The organism is Streptomyces tardus (genome assembly GCF_018101125.2).
In the GTDB taxonomy this organism is placed as follows: Bacteria; Actinomycetota; Actinomycetes; order Streptomycetales; family Streptomycetaceae; genus Streptomyces; species Streptomyces tardus.
On record NZ_JAELVF020000001.1, the window covers coordinates 2,857,644 to 2,871,362 of the forward strand.

Genomic DNA, 13,719 nt, shown 5'->3' on the forward strand with positions numbered 1-13,719 from the left:
GGTGCGGGCTCGGTGGTTTCGGCGGTGGCTTCCGTGGTGGTGGGTGTGGCGGCGTTCGGTGCGGGCGCGGGTGCCGGGGCGGTCGAACTCGGCTCGTAGTAGGCCGCGTTCAGGGCCGCGTACTCGCGCTGGCTGCTGGGCAGCGCCGGTACCGGGAGGATCGCGTCCACCGGGCAGGCGTCCGCACAGGCACCGCAGTCGATGCAGGCCCGGGGGTCGATGTGCAGCATCTCGGTGCTGCCGAACGCCCGCTCCTCGGGGGTGGGGTGGATGCAGTTGACCGGGCACACCGCGACACAGGTGGCGTCCTGGCAGCAGGTCTGGGTGATCGCGTAGGCCATGATTCAACGTCTCTGTGTCAGGCCCGGCCGGATGCGTTCGGGCTCGTCGGGGGTGCGCGTCGTCGGGTCGCGGGTGCGTGGGGCGGCGCCGGCCGCGGGGCGCGTACGAGCACGCGAGGGGAGATGGTGCGGGCGTTCCGGTACGCGGACGGTGGGTGTCCGCCGCGGGCCGGCCCGGGCTGCCGGGCGGCGGGCAGGGGGCGGGACGGCTCAGATGAGGTGGGCCCGCTTGTAGAACACCAGCGCCGGCTTGGTCAGCAGTCCGGCCGAGGCCAGGAACTCCATCAGGCCCGCGCAGCTGGAGCGCATCATCGACTTGTGGTGCTCGTTGGCCGCCGCCTCGGCGCGCGCCCGCTTCTCGTCCAGCCCGGCGTGCCGGTACACGTCGCGGCTCACCATGCTGGTGACGATCACGTACGCGGCGATCGAGATCACCAGCGCACTGAACCGCCTGCGGACCGGGCCGGCGCGACGCATCTGCCGCAGCGTCTCGTCCCTGGCGAACTTCATGTGCCGGGACTCCTCGACGACGTGGATGTTGTTGATGGTGCGCACGAACGGCACCACCCGCTCGTCGCGCATCCAGTCGCGCTGCATCACGTCGAGCACTTCCTCGGCCACCAGGATCGCCGCGTAGGCGGCCTCGCCGACCGCCAACGTCTTGAACCCGCGGCCCAGTTCGATCGCGGCGCGACGCGGGCGGTACGCCGGTGCCCCCAGCTTCGCGGCGCCGCGGGCGAACATGATCGAGTGCCGGCACTCGTCGGCGATCTCCGTCAGCGCCCACTGGAACCGGGCGTCGGTGGGGTCCTTCGCGTAGAGGTCCCGCAGGATCATCTGCTGGAGGATCATCTCGAACCAGATGCCCGTGCTGGCCACCGACGCCGCCTCCTGGCGGGTCAGCTCCTTGCGCTGGGCCTCGGTGAGCTCGTCCCAGTAGGCGGTGCCGTAGAGCGTGCTCCACTCCGGGCTCGCACCGTGGAAATCCTTGTCCAGCGGGGTCTGCCAGTCGACCTCGGTGACGGGGTCGTAGGACAGCATCTCCGAGGACTCCAGCAGTCGTTGCGAGATCTGCTCGCGGCTCTCGCCGCGCGCGGGCTCGCCGTGCGTGTCCGGCCGTATGTCGATGCCTGCCATGCGGGGCTCCTCGTCGAGTTGCCTGAACTTCCTCGAGTCTGTGGGGAGTCGGTCTGTCTCCGGTGGGTTCTCGCGCCGTCGGCGGTGGTGGCGCTTGCTGCCGCGCGCCTGAGGGCCGCTCCGGACGGGAACCGTTGGCCGCCGTCCGGTGGGCGGGCGACGGTCGACCGATCGCTTGTTAGACGGAATGTATAACAAGGTACCCGGCGGCGCCCACCCTCATGCTGTGAAGAATCCATGCAGCCCGAACCGGCCCCGTGCCGCCCGTGCGGTGCGGCCGTCCGTCACGGGCGGACACGCCGCCGCGCCCCGCCTCCTGCGCGCGCTTCGACGAGGAGTACGGAGCGGGGCGGTAGGTCGGATCGTGGAAGCAGCCGGTTCCGTACTCCTCGCGGGTCAACGCCCGCCCGGGCGGCCACCGTTGGCCGGCGATGACCTCGGCCCAGGAGCGCCGATGGTCCAAGATCGAAGGCATCGGCATCGCCCCCTGACCCGCAGAGCCCACCGGGCGGGCCCGCGCGGCGCGGGCCCGCCCGGTGGGCTCTGCGGGTCAGGGGGCGATGCCGATGCCTTCGATCTTGGACCATCGGCGCTCCTGGGCCGAGGTCATCGCCGGCCAACGGTGGCCGCCCGGGCGGGCGTTGACCCGCGAGGAGTACGGAGCGGGGCGGTAGGTCGGATCGTGGAAGCAGCCGGTTCCGTACTCCTCGTCGAAGCGCGCGCAGGAGGCGGCGAGCGAGCGGGGTGTGGGCCGGCGGCCCTCGCGCACCCAACTGTCCAGCGCCGCGACGGAGTTGGCGTACTCGGCCGTACTCAGTCCGCTGTGCTCGCTCTCGCGGGTGAAGCTCTGCACCAGACGGTGGCCGCGGTGTGCGGCGCGCAGGGTCGCCCGGTAGGCGGACTCGTTCTCCACGTAGACGGTGGGGTCGTCGATGGCGTGGAGGGTGAGCACCGGGACGTCCACCCGGCCGGTGAGGTCGCTGTCCCAGGCGAGGTCGCGGGCGGCGCTCCGGTCCGCGGAGAAGCGCTCGACGCCCGCGTTCAGTGCGGCGTCGTCGCGGGAACCCGAGTAGCGAACTCCCTTGTTGCTGAAGGGGTTTCGCCCGTCCAGCCGGTTGTGGACGACATCGCGGAAGGTGAAGACGGAGAAGCGGAGGTGGGACGCGAGTTCATGTTCCGGTACCCCGGTGACCGCGAGGATGTCCGTCAGCTTCCGTTGCTGTTCGGCGGTGCGTTCGGCGGGCGGCGAGGAGTGGCCGGTGCACTCCTGGAGCCGCGCGTTCACCTCGCCCGTGGTCAGGTCCGAGTCGGCCGGGAGCCCCTGCCACACCGGATACTGCGGCTCCGAGGGGCGCGGGAGGTTCTGGCAGTAGAACTGGTAAACGGCCCGCAGGTCGACGCGGAAGTCGTAGCCGCGCGAGCCGCCGGCCAGCAGCCCGTTGGTCATCAGCGCCCCGTCGTACGGCCCGGACCTCACGCCCCTCGTTCCCGGAGCCGCGTCGGCCGACCGTGAACTGCCGTACGTCTCAAGGATCTTGGCGGCCACGTTTCCGCCCCAGGACTGGCCGTGCAGATAGGTCCGGCGCGGTTCGCCGAACTGTGCGACGAACGCCCGCCGCACGTTCTCGGTGTCCGCCGCCGCCATTCTGGTGCCGTAGCCACCGCGCCGGTAGGAGGAGCCGACCCAGGCGTACCCCTCCTCGACCATCACCGACCAGCGCTCCAGGTCCCCGACGCTGCGTTCGGGGTCCGAACCGTCGCCGAGGCCGGGGCCGCCGTGGGCGTGGACGACGAGCGAACGGTTCCACTCGTCCGGGATCGCCACGGTGTAGTACGCGCCGTTGTGGTCCCGTCCGGCGTAGCAGGTGGCCGCGGCCTTGAGGCCGTCCGGGCAGTCGGCCGCCTCGGCGCTGCTTCCGCCGGTGGACGAGCCGCCGGACGAGCCGCCGGGCGCGCTGTCGGACGAGACGCCGGAGGGTGCCGCGGGCGTCGCGGAGGAGAACGACGGGGCGGCCAGCAGCGAGGCCGCCACCGTCCCGGTCAGCACCGCCGCCCACGCCGTACGCCGCCGGCGGCTGCTCACCGAGGGGAGGCCGGCGCGGGCCGCGAGCCGAGCGGCGGGGCCGCGCGGACGACGGACGCCGGGGCGTTCGTAACGCCGCGCGCCGCCGGCTGCCGCCTCGTCCGGTGCCGCGGCGCCGTCCGGTCTGCTCGGTGTGCTGCTGGGTCTGCGGCCCATGGTGTGCTCCTTCGCTCGGCGCCGTGTCCCTCCGGCGGAGGCCGATGCTAGGAAGCGCGTGTGACTGGGGCCACAGGGTGGGTTCATTCTTAAGACAGAGTTGTGGTTGTGGTTGGTTGGTCCGCCGCGGCGCCGCGGCGGACCACCGGGCGCCGCCGTACCGCCCCGCAGCGAGCCGCCCCGCTCGGGAGCCGGGCGCGCGGCCCGCCGCCGAGTGGGGCGTTCCGTCCGGAGGCAGTGGCGCTACGGCCTCGGGGCGGTCAGCCGAACTGGCCGGCCGTGTAGTTGCCCCCGGTGTTGCGGGTGGCCACATTGAGCCGGTTGTAGGCGTTGATCAGTGCGATCTGCGTGACCAGCGCCAGCAGTTGCTGCTCGTCGTAGTGCTTCGAGGCGTTCGCCCAGACCTCGTCCGAAACGCCGCCCGCCGCGTCGGCGATACGGGTGGCCTCCTCGGTCAGCTCCAGTGCGGCGCGCTCGGCCTCGGTGAAGACGGTGGCGTCGCGCCAGGCCGCGACGAGGTGGAGCCGTACGTCCGTCTCGCCGCGGGCCGTCGCCTCCTTGGTGTGCATATCGGTGCAGAAGCCGCAGCCGTTGATCTGGCTGGCGCGGATGTTGACCAGCTCCGCGGTCGTCGCGGACAGCGCGGCGTCGACGACCTCCTTGTGCACCGCGGCGAGGTGGCCCATCGCCTTGAGTGCCTTGGGCTGGGACATCAGGTTCATACGCGGTTCCATGGGGTGCTCCTCGCTCGGTTGCCGAAGGTGTTCACCACTAGGACCGATCCGCCCGGCGAAATGTGACACGACCCCTCGGCCGCGCGACGAATCCCCCGTTCGGGCGCGGCACAGGGCCCCGGCGGCGCACGGCCCGCGACCGTACGGGGGTACGGGATCGGGCACGGCGGGGTACGGGCGCGGCGGCGGGGCCGAGCCGGTCAGAGCCGGCGGATGTGCTTGAGGCTCGTCCAGCCGCGCCGCAGCGATCCGCGCACCGGGCTCGCGGTGTCGGGGGCCGGCTCCAGCCCTGCCGCAGCGGCGAGGCGCTCCGCGACCATCGGCACGGTGAGCCCGTCGGTCCACAGCTGCTCGTGGAACTCCGGCTCCCGCAGCCGCTCGACGCACAGGTCCAGCCGCTCGACCGCCCAGCTCTCCCGTCGCAGCGCCCGCTGTCTGCCGAGGATCCTGCCGAGCCCGCGGCGCGCTCCCACTGCGCCGCGGCTGCCGCGGCCACCGGGGTCGAGGCCGACGCCATCTGGGAGTGGGCGTACACGGAACGTGTCTCCACCGGTCTGTATCTCCTCGCGCTGGGCGAGGAGGAGTGGGGCCGGAGCTTCCTGCACACCGCCGAGCTGCTGTCGGGGTGACGGAACGCCCTCGTTCATGACGGACGGTGAAAGTCAACTCCCCTGTGTGCTAACGCTGGTACCTGTCGTTACGCCGCTGTTGCAACCGGCCGGGACCCGGGGGACGTCTTGGGCAGCAGTTGGGGAGGGAACCCGCCGCAGAAACTGACGCGGTCTCAATTACGCCTCAGGGAAACGAAGTTCAGGGGGAAACCGTGCGCCGTCGCACATCCGCACTGCTGCTGACCGCCGCGCTCGCCGGAGGGGTCGTGTTCGCCGCGCCCGCCGCGGCGGCTGCTTCCACCGCGTACGCGTCCGACACCGCGGAGTTCCGGTCCGCTTCCGTCTGCAAGGACAAGGCGAAGACGAAGACGAAGATCGCCGCGCTCCAGGTCGAGGCCGACAAGCTCTGGAAGATGGGCCGCAAGGCCGAGGCCGCGAAGAAGAAGGCGGAGGCCGCCAAGCTGAACGCGGCCCTGGGGAAGTGCCCCAAGCCGATCTGATCCCGCGCACCGACCACCGCGCGCACTGGCCACCGCACGCCGGCCGCCGCGCACTGGCCACCGCACGCCGGCCGCCGCGCACCGACCACCGCACGCCGGACGAGCGGCGGAGCAGGCCCGCCCGGGCAGGCGCACCGCTCGCCCGGCCCAGCACGACCGCGTACGGGCGCGGCCCACTCCGGGGCGCGCTCGCGCGGTGCAGGACGTACGCCGCGGCCACCGCGGACGTACGCCACCCGGTACGGGGGTGCCGGGTGAGCCCGTCGGCGCAGGGGGACGCCGGCGGGGTACGACTGAGCCCCGCTGTCCTGTCGGGGGTCACGGGACGGCGGGGCTCGGTCTCGTTGCGGCCGGCTTGCGCGAGTAGGCCGGAAGACCGCGACCGGCCGGCGGGTCGCGACCGGCCGGCGGGTCGCGACCGGCGGTCGCGCCGTCTGCGCCGCGATCCGCCGATGGTCAGGGGCTGACGGCCAGCGCGATGTACGCGGCGAGCAGCGAGAGGTGGACGCCGCCCTGGAGCGGGGTCGAGCGCCCGGGGATGACGGTCAGGATGCCGACGACGAAGGTCAGCGCCAGCAGCACCATGTGGACGCCGCCCAGGCCCAGGTGGAGCGGGCCGTCCATCCAGATCGAGGCGATGGTGACGGCCGGGATCGTCAGACCGATGCTCGCCATCGCGGAGCCGAGGCCCAGGTTGAGGCTGGTCTGCACCCGGTCCCGGCGCGCGGCCCGGGCCGCGGCGATCGACTCGGGCAGCAGGACCAGCAGGGCGATGATGATGCCCACCACGGACGCGTCCAGGCCCGCGGCGGAGACCCCGGACTCGATGGCCGGCGAGACCGCCTTGGCGAGGCCGACGACGGCGATCAGTGAGACCAGCAGCAGGCCGACGGATCGCCAGGCGACCTTGGAGCTCGGCGGTTCTGCGTGCTCGTCCTCGGAGGAGATGACCTCGCCCTCGGGTGTGACGGGCAGGAAGTAGTCGCGGTGCCTGGAGGTCTGGGTGGCGATGAACAAGCCGTACAGGGCGAGTGAGGCGACGGCCGCGAAGACCAGCTGGCCGGTGGTGAAGGCCGGGCCGGGCGAGCCCTCGGTGAAGGTCGGCAGCACCAGGCTCAGCCCGGCGAGCGTGGCGACGGTGGCGAACGCGGCTCCGGTGCCCTCGGGGTTGAAGACCGCGACCCGGTGGCGCAGTGCGCCGAGCAGCAGGCACAGGCCGACGATGCCGTTCAGGGTGATCATCACGGCCGCGAAGACCGTGTCACGGGCGAGCGTGGCGCTCTTCTCCCCGCCGTCCATCATCAGTGTGACGATGAGTGCCACCTCGATGATCGTCACCGCGACGGCGAGCACCAGCGCACCGTATGGCTCCCCGACCTTGTGGGCGACGACCTCGGCGTGGTGCACGGCCGCCAACACGGCACCGGCGAGCACGACGCCCGCGATGCCGACCATGACTCCGGGCAGGTCACGCCCCCAGGTGAGGACGAGCATTACGGCGGCGAGCAGCGGTACGACGACTGTCGCTGCCTGGCCTCCCTTGATCCGTGCGGTCATGAACTCATTCCCTCGCAGTCACAGCTGGCCGATGCACCAACCGCATATTTTGCCGGTTGGCCGATTTCGTCCGGAGGTCGGGCATCTGTCAACGGGGTTACCGAGCGGTAGCTCCGGGACGTGGTCACACGCGCGACGCCGGATACCGCGTGCGCCCGGTGGCGAGGGTGCACGCTGTGGAGATGGATCTCGCAGCGGAGCTACGGAAGAACGTGCGCGGCGACGTGGAGTTCGATGCCGCGAGTCGCGCCCTGATGACGATGGACGCCTCCAACTACCGTCGCGTCCCCGTCGGTGTGGTCGCGCCCAGGGACGCGGATGACGTGGCCGCGGCGCTGGCCGTCTGCCGTGCGCACGACACCCCGATCGTGGCGCGCGGTGCGGGCACCAGCATCGCCGGGCAGGCGACAGGGACCGGCGTCGTACTGGATTTCACCCGGTACATGAACCGCATCCTCTCCCTGGACCCGCACGCCGGCTCGGCCGTCGTCCAGCCCGGCGTCATCCTCGACACTCTGCGCGACGCGGCCTCCGTCCACGGCCTCACCTTCGGGCCCGACCCCTCCACCCACAGCCGCTGCACCCTCGGCGGGATGATCGGCAACAACTCCTGCGGAGCGCACTCCGTCGCCTGGGGCACCACCGCCGACAACGTCCAGCACCTCGACGTCCTCACCGCCGACGGCACCCCCGCCCGCCTCGCACCCGGCGGCGAGGGCGTGCCCGCCGCGCTGCGCGAGCCGGTCACCGCGCTGGTGGCGCGCGAACTCGCGCGGCTGCGCACCGGGTTCCCGGAGCTGCCGCGCCGTATCTCCGGCTACGCGCTCGACGCCCTGCTGCCCGAGAACGGCGAGAACTGGGCGCGCGCCCACTGCGGAAGCGAGGGCACTCTCGCCCTGCTCACCGAGGCCCGGGTCACCCTGGTGCAGACCCCGGCCGCCCGGGTGCTCGCGGTGCTCGGCTACCCGGACGAGACCGCCGCGGCCGAGGCGGCGTCGGCGCTGCTGACGCACGGGCCGCTGACCGTCGAGGGCATGGCGAACGACCTGGTCGGCCCCTCCGCCCGCGCCTCGCTGCCGCGCGGCGGCGCCTGGCTCTTCGTCGAGGTGGGCGGCTCCGACGAGGCCGCCGCGCGGTCCGCCGCCGAGCAGCTGTGCACCGCCGCGGCCTCGGACGGCACGACCGACCACGCGCTGATCGTCGAACCCGCCGCCCAGCGCGCGCTGTGGCGCATCCGCGAGGACGCGTCCGGCACCGGCACCCGGCTGGCGGACGGCAGCGAGGCGTGGCCCGGTTGGGAGGACTGCGCGGTCCCGCCCGCCCGACTCGGCGCGTATCTGCGGGACTTCCGCGCCCTGCTGACCGAGTACGGGCTGCGCGGACTGCCGTACGGCCACTTCGGCGACGGCTGCATCCATGTGCGGATCGACTTCGACCTGATGAACGATCAAGGCATCGCGGTCTTCCGGGAGTTCAGCACGGAGCTGGCGAAGACGGTGGTGGCGCACGGCGGTTCGCTCTCCGGCGAGCACGGCGACGGGCAGGCCCGCGCCGAGCTGCTGCCCACCATGTACGGGCCCGAACTCGTGCGCGTCTTCGGCGAGTTCAAGGACCTGTGGGACCCGGCGAACATGCTCAACCCGGGCATCCTCGCCCGCCCGCACCGGCTGGACGAGAACCTCCGCTTCGAGGTCCTGCCCCGTACACCGCCCGAGACCGTCTTCGCCTACCCGCACGACGGCGGCGACTTCTCGGCCGCCGTGCGCCGCTGCGTGGGTGTCGCCAAATGCCGCAACACCAGCGCGGGCGCCAACGTGATGTGTCCCTCCTTCCGGGTCACCGGCGAGGAGCAGCACTCCACCCGTGGCCGGGCCCGGCTGCTGCACGAGATGCTCGCCGGCGACGTCGTCAAGGACGGCTGGCAGTCCGACGAGGTGGACGAGGCCCTCGACCTCTGCCTGTCCTGCAAGGGCTGCCGCAGCGACTGTCCGGTCGGTGTCGACATGGCCACCTACAAGGCCGAGTTCCTGCACCAGCGCTACCGCGGACGCGTACGCCCGGCCGCGCACTACGCGATGGGCCGGCTTCCGCTCTGGCTGCGGCTGACCGACGTCCTGCGCGCCGCACCGCTGCTCAACCTGCTCGCCCGCACCCCGCTCGCCGCCGTCGCCAAACGGCTGGGCGGCATCGCACCGGAACGCGACATCCCCGAAGTCGCCCCGCGCTCCTTCGTCCGCCGGTGGCGGGGGCGCAGGGACCGTCGCGAGCACGGCGACGGGCAGCGGGTGGTGCTGTGGCCGGACACCTTCACCAACCACCTCTCCCCGGAGGCCGGTGAGGCCGCGGTGGAGGTCTTCCACGACGCGGGGCTGCGGATCGCGGTGCCGCCCAAACCGGTCTGCTGCGGGCTGACGTACGTCACCACCGGCCAACTCGACCTGGCTCGTGCCACGTTGACCCACACCCTGGACGTGATGGAGCCGGCGATCCGCGCCGGACTGCCCGTCGCCGTACTGGAGCCGCCGTGCGCCGCGGCGCTCCGCACCGACCTGCCCGAACTTCTGCCGGACGACCCGCGCGCCGCCCGACTCGCGGGCCTGGTGCGGACGTTCGCCGAGACGCTGGAGAGCTGCGCACCCGACTGGCAGCCGCCGAGGCTGGACAGGCCCGTCGCCGGCCAGAACCACTGCCACCAGCACGCCGTGCTCGGCGACCGCGCCGACCGTGAACTGCGCGAACGCGCAGGCCTCACCGGCCAGTTGTCCGCAGGCTGCTGCGGACTGGCGGGCAACTTCGGCTTCGAGAAGGGCCATTACGAGGTCTCCGCCGCCTGCGCCGAGGACACCCTGCTGCCCGCCGTACGCGCCGCCGGCCCCGGCACCGAACTCCTCGCGGACGGCTACTCCTGCCGCACCCAGCTCCAGCAGCTCGCCGGCCTCCGCAGCCGCCACCTGGCAGAAGTCCTCGCCGAAGGCCTCCGCGCCGCCCGCGAGAAAGCCGCGACCGACCCCAGGGCCAACAGCGCCGACTCCACCGACCCGTTCGACCCGTTGGACGCAGCCGATGACACCGAGGGAGCCGACGCAACCGAACGCCACCGGGGCGAGGGGGAGGGCTGAGAGCCCGTTCACGACTCTGATGCGCCTGTTGACGCCGGTGTGTGAAGGTGGACGGGAAGCATCCCCAGGGAAGTGAGGACGACGATGGCGGACAGTGCCAGGCGGATTGCGGACGAGCTGCGTGCGCGCATCGGTTCTGGTGAGCTGTCGCCCGGCGACCGGCTGCCCGGCGAGCCAGCGCTGGTCGGCGAGTACGGAGTGGCCAAGGAGACGGCACGTCGTGCGCTCACCCTGTTGGTGACCGAGGGTCTGGCGGTCCGCAAACGAGGGAGCGGGACCTATGTGAGGTCCTTCCGTCCTCTTCGGCGGGTGGCCAACAAGCGTCTGTCCCAGGCGGGTTGGGGCAACGGCAGGTCGATCTGGAGCGCTGACGTCGACGACCGCGAGCTGCGGGTGGCAGATGTCGAGGTCGCTGAGGTGCCCGCCCCGGAGAGGGTCTCGCGCGCGCTCGCGCTGAGCGAGGGGGACCCCGTCGTCGTGCGCAGCCGTCGGTACCTCGTCGACGGTGAGGCCGTTCAGACCGCGACGTCCTGGCTTCCGGCGGAGCTGGTTCGGGGCACGGCGATCACACGGCCGGACACCGGCTCCGGCGGAATCTACGCGAGGCTCGCCGAACTGGGCCTGGCCCCGGCCCGTTTCGCCGAGGAGCTGCGTGCGCGGATGCCGAGCCGGGCCGAGACCGAACTGCTTGCCCTTCCGGAGGCGACCCCGGTGGTGGAGATCCATCGCGTGGCGTTCACCGCGGACGACCTGGCCGTGGAGCTGAACGAGATGCTGCTGGACGCCGGCTCCTACGTTCTGGAGTACCACCTCGACAGTCAGTCCGAATAGGGACGGCACACCACCAGGTCAGAGGAGCCCCGGCCGTCGGTCGGGGCTCTTTTGGCCCCCGAAGAGGCCCAGTGCGAACGGCACTTGATTGATTTCCCTAGGGAACTGCGTTTCTCTGTTCCCGGGCCGTCGGCCACCGGCGCGGCGCATCTCCTCCCGCGCGGCCCGGCACCCGTGCGCAGAGAGCGAACACGTCCCGGATCAGGGCAGTTCCGGGCGCACTCACGGTCAACTCTCGGGAGGCTCCATGAAGTACGTGCTCCGGCCGACCGCCCGGCAGCAGCCGAGTCGGTGCGCGGCCCGCTTCGGTGCGGCGAACTCTCCCGATGCCGCGTGAGCGCGGCGGAGGAGATGGAGCGGGCGCGGCAGGCCGCGGCTCGCAGCCTGTCGGCTTCCAGGGAGGCAGTCGCCGCGCTGAGGGACCTGACGCGGTGCCCCGACGACCGTTGCAGCCGGCTCTGTTGTCGGGGCCGGGTTCCGGCGTCACCGTACGGCGATCGGCGGGCCGAGGCGTACGGACTGCGACGTTTCCGCTCCGAGGTGCTCGCCTGCCTGCCGGGCGATCAGCGCCTCGTTCCGCTGGGCAGCCGGTGCGCCGCCACTCCTCGTCTCGCGGTGCACTGGCTGAGGCACCGGGCAGAGCGAATCGCGGACCAACTCGACCCGCCGGAAGCCGAGTTGGCCCTTCGATGGCTGAAGGACCAGCGTGAGCACGAGCATTCGCTGTCCGCCCTGGTGCGAGGTGTCGGCTACACCTTCACCCTCTGCACCGAGGCTGCCCGTTATCTCCTCATGGCCACACCCGTGCACCTCCCCGAAGAGCAGCCGTGAGCCCGAAGAGGTGGACAGCGTGCTGCGACACGTCCTCCTGGCGGCGGCGAGGGCGCGAGGCGCGCCGCTGCGTCACAACGGCGGTGCGTCCGGCGGGAGTTCCGGTTGCGGCTGGTGGCGGACGGGGTCGCCCGTCGACTCGGCGCCGAGCCCGGAGGCCAGCGCAAGCACGGCGGCGTCCCGTCCCTGCCTGGTGATCGGGGCCGTCTCGACGGTTCGCAGGACGCTCATCCTGTACCGGTGCCGCAGCACGCTGTCGAGGACGACCGCCATGGTGAGCAGAAGAGCAAGCCCCAACAGCGCGAGTTGATGCGTCACTTGGCGAACTCCCGTCGAAGCGTCTCCTGCACCTGGTGCGCGACTTCCCGGGTGATCAGGCAACGGCGGCGGCGCCGTCGCAGCGAGGCGAGGCCCGAGCCGATGAGGAGCGTGTCGAGGTCGTCGAGCGCGGTGAACTCGGGAGTGAACAGCGTCTCGGCGGTGAGCGCGGGTGGAAGACGCAACAGACCGCTTTGAGCGAGGAGTTCGCGCAGTTCGACGAGGTCGATGCCGCAGCACCATTCGAGCACCAGATCGTCGTAACCATGGGTGTAGGTGTTGGCCCAACCGTGAGCCGAGGCAACCTTGTTGAGCAGGCAGCTGCGGCGCAGCATCCTGCTGAGCACCCAGTCGCGGTCAACCCGAATCTGAGTGCGGGAACCGGGCCAGTTGTTCCAGAGGTCCAGCGACTCCTCCTCGACCGGGAGCAGGGAGCCGTCGGAGTTCCAGAGCTGACGGATCTCCTCCCCCTCCTCGGTGCGCCGATCGGTGGGCAACCGCGGTTGCCAGCCGGTGTGTTGAGATCGCAGTTCGAGGCGTGCGCGCCGCGTGCGCGTACCCACGCGTTCGAGGATCACCGAGTTGCGGCCGAGGCGGGCGATGCGCAGCCCGGGGATGCCCTTCAATCCGCCGAAGGCACTCTCGTGTCGGGGGAGCAGCGCGGCGAGGACCGCGTTCGCCATCTGCGGCTGGAGGACGAGGGTCGGGCAGTTGGGCGCCGGACGCAGGCGGGTGATACCGAGGACTTTGCCGTCCAGTTGGCCGTCGCTCAACTCGTTGCCGAGAACGTTCGCCGCGTGCGCCTCCAGGGACCGCTGCTCGGCGTCGTACCCGTCGGGGACAGGTCGGTCGGTGGTGAGGAACCCCTGCGCTGCCCACTCTTCGCACCGCTCCCGCTTCCAGCCGGTGGCCGTCGCGCACACCTCGGCGGCACGAACGCTGCGGGACGGCGCGACGCCGGGAGCGTCTTCAACGGCGGGGATGATCAGGGGGAACCCCTGGCGCTGCCAGTCGAGAACCTTCTGGTAGCCCGTGCCCGTCGCCGATGCGTGAGCCTTGGCGGCTCGCCGGGAGTTGGATCCGGTCCGCTTGGACATAACGTCGCCTCTCTGCGCTGCCCGGCCCAGCGGTGGAGTACGTCGTGTGCGTCCAGCTGCTGTTCGATGTGCCACGCGGACTGCGGAGAGTCCTTCGCCTCATCCAGGGAGGGCCGGCTCCCGGACTGTGAGTGCGTGCCTTCGTGGAGACACGTCGAGAAGCTTAGCCCGGCGCGCGCCGGGCTCCAATTCGCCCCAAGCGGGGTGCACTTGAGCCGTGCCTCGCGGTCGGGGCGCCTCGGCGACCGCGCGCTGCCCCTTCGCCCGCGCGCCACCACGTCCCTCACGCCCGCACCGCTCGGGTGCCGGTGGGTGCTTCACGACACAGCCTCCCTGGTGTGCGGGACAGGGGTTCGGGCCGGTCGGTCGGGTCGGGTCGGTGGCGCGGGGAGTCACTGGGGAGG

At 72.0% G+C, this 13,719-nt stretch carries 12 protein-coding genes; 4 read left to right on the forward strand and 8 right to left on the reverse strand.

Going from position 1 to position 13,719, the window contains the following annotated elements; translation table 11 throughout:
* The 5 genes from JGS22_RS12260 to JGS22_RS12280 form a co-directional block, all read right to left on the reverse strand.
* On the reverse strand, positions 1-341 hold a 341-nt coding region (locus JGS22_RS12260), incomplete at its 3' end, for a 4Fe-4S dicluster domain-containing protein (protein ID WP_216814957.1).
* 210 nt (positions 342-551) lie between these two features.
* A complete protein-coding gene (locus tag JGS22_RS12265; protein ID WP_211043716.1) occupies positions 552-1,478 on the reverse strand; it encodes an AurF N-oxygenase family protein in 927 nt (308 codons plus the stop codon).
* 550 nt (positions 1,479-2,028) lie between these two features.
* Positions 2,029-3,717, reverse strand: a complete 1,689-nt coding sequence (locus JGS22_RS12270; RefSeq protein WP_236073129.1) for an alpha/beta hydrolase family protein — start codon at positions 3,715-3,717, stop codon at positions 2,029-2,031.
* Positions 3,718-3,977: 260 nt separating this feature from the next.
* Positions 3,978-4,403, reverse strand: a complete 426-nt coding sequence (locus JGS22_RS12275) for a carboxymuconolactone decarboxylase family protein (protein WP_505011423.1) — start codon at positions 4,401-4,403, stop codon at positions 3,978-3,980.
* Positions 4,404-4,651: 248 nt separating this feature from the next.
* A complete protein-coding gene (locus JGS22_RS12280) occupies positions 4,652-5,098 on the reverse strand; it encodes a hypothetical protein (protein ID WP_211040466.1) in 447 nt (148 codons plus the stop codon).
* Positions 5,099-5,274: 176 nt separating this feature from the next.
* Here JGS22_RS12280 and JGS22_RS12285 point away from each other — a divergent pair, with 176 nt between their 5' ends.
* A complete protein-coding gene (locus JGS22_RS12285; RefSeq protein WP_211040467.1) occupies positions 5,275-5,562 on the forward strand; it encodes a hypothetical protein in 288 nt (95 codons plus the stop codon).
* Positions 5,563-6,018: 456 nt separating this feature from the next.
* Here JGS22_RS12285 and JGS22_RS12290 read toward each other — a convergent pair whose 3' ends face one another.
* Entirely contained in the window at positions 6,019-7,119 is a 1,101-nt protein-coding gene (locus tag JGS22_RS12290; protein WP_211040468.1) for a calcium:cation antiporter, read from the reverse strand.
* 182 nt (positions 7,120-7,301) lie between these two features.
* Between JGS22_RS12290 and JGS22_RS12295 the strand changes: the two genes are divergently transcribed.
* From JGS22_RS12295 to JGS22_RS12305, 3 genes are all read left to right on the forward strand, one after another.
* Positions 7,302-10,238, forward strand: coding sequence for an FAD-binding and (Fe-S)-binding domain-containing protein (locus JGS22_RS12295; RefSeq protein ID WP_211040469.1), 2,937 nt, complete (start codon positions 7,302-7,304; stop codon positions 10,236-10,238).
* Positions 10,239-10,322: 84 nt separating this feature from the next.
* Complete coding sequence (locus JGS22_RS12300) at positions 10,323-11,069, forward strand: GntR family transcriptional regulator (protein WP_211040470.1); 747 nt, start codon at positions 10,323-10,325, stop codon at positions 11,067-11,069.
* Between the two features lie 333 nt (positions 11,070-11,402).
* Positions 11,403-11,900: a hypothetical protein gene (locus JGS22_RS12305; RefSeq protein WP_211040471.1), complete on the forward strand. Its 498-nt coding sequence runs from the start codon at positions 11,403-11,405 to the stop codon at positions 11,898-11,900.
* A 72-nt stretch (positions 11,901-11,972) separates the two neighbouring features.
* Here the strand turns inward: JGS22_RS12305 and JGS22_RS12310 are convergent, their stop codons facing one another.
* Both JGS22_RS12310 and JGS22_RS12315 read right to left on the reverse strand, forming a co-directional pair.
* Complete coding sequence (locus JGS22_RS12310; RefSeq protein ID WP_211040472.1) at positions 11,973-12,218, reverse strand: hypothetical protein; 246 nt, start codon at positions 12,216-12,218, stop codon at positions 11,973-11,975.
* The gene (locus JGS22_RS12315) at positions 12,215-13,315 is read right to left on the reverse strand and encodes a hypothetical protein (RefSeq protein WP_211040473.1); all 1,101 of its coding nucleotides are present in this window, start codon (positions 13,313-13,315) and stop codon (positions 12,215-12,217) included. Before JGS22_RS12315 ends, JGS22_RS12310 begins: the two co-directional genes overlap by 4 nt.
* Between the last annotated feature and the right edge of the window lie 404 nt (positions 13,316-13,719).

Bases quoted from the DNA above. Each gene is read 5' to 3' on its own strand.
- JGS22_RS12275 (WP_505011423.1), bottom strand. From the start codon at position 4,403: ATGGGCCACCTCGCCGCGGTGCACAAGGAGGTCGTCGACGCCGCGCTG.
- JGS22_RS12265 (WP_211043716.1), bottom strand. From the start codon at position 1,478: ATGGCAGGCATCGACATACGGCCGGACACGCACGGCGAGCCCGCGCGC.
- JGS22_RS12280 (WP_211040466.1), bottom strand. From the start codon at position 5,098: ATGAACGAGGGCGTTCCGTCACCCCGACAGCAGCTCGGCGGTGTGCAG.
- JGS22_RS12270 (WP_236073129.1), bottom strand. From the start codon at position 3,717: ATGGGCCGCAGACCCAGCAGCACACCGAGCAGACCGGACGGCGCCGCG.
- JGS22_RS12290 (WP_211040468.1), bottom strand. From the start codon at position 7,119: ATGACCGCACGGATCAAGGGAGGCCAGGCAGCGACAGTCGTCGTACCG.
- JGS22_RS12300 (WP_211040470.1), top strand. From the start codon at position 10,323: ATGGCGGACAGTGCCAGGCGGATTGCGGACGAGCTGCGTGCGCGCATC.
- JGS22_RS12315 (WP_211040473.1), bottom strand. From the start codon at position 13,315: ATGTCCAAGCGGACCGGATCCAACTCCCGGCGAGCCGCCAAGGCTCAC.
- JGS22_RS12295 (WP_211040469.1), top strand. From the start codon at position 7,302: ATGGATCTCGCAGCGGAGCTACGGAAGAACGTGCGCGGCGACGTGGAG.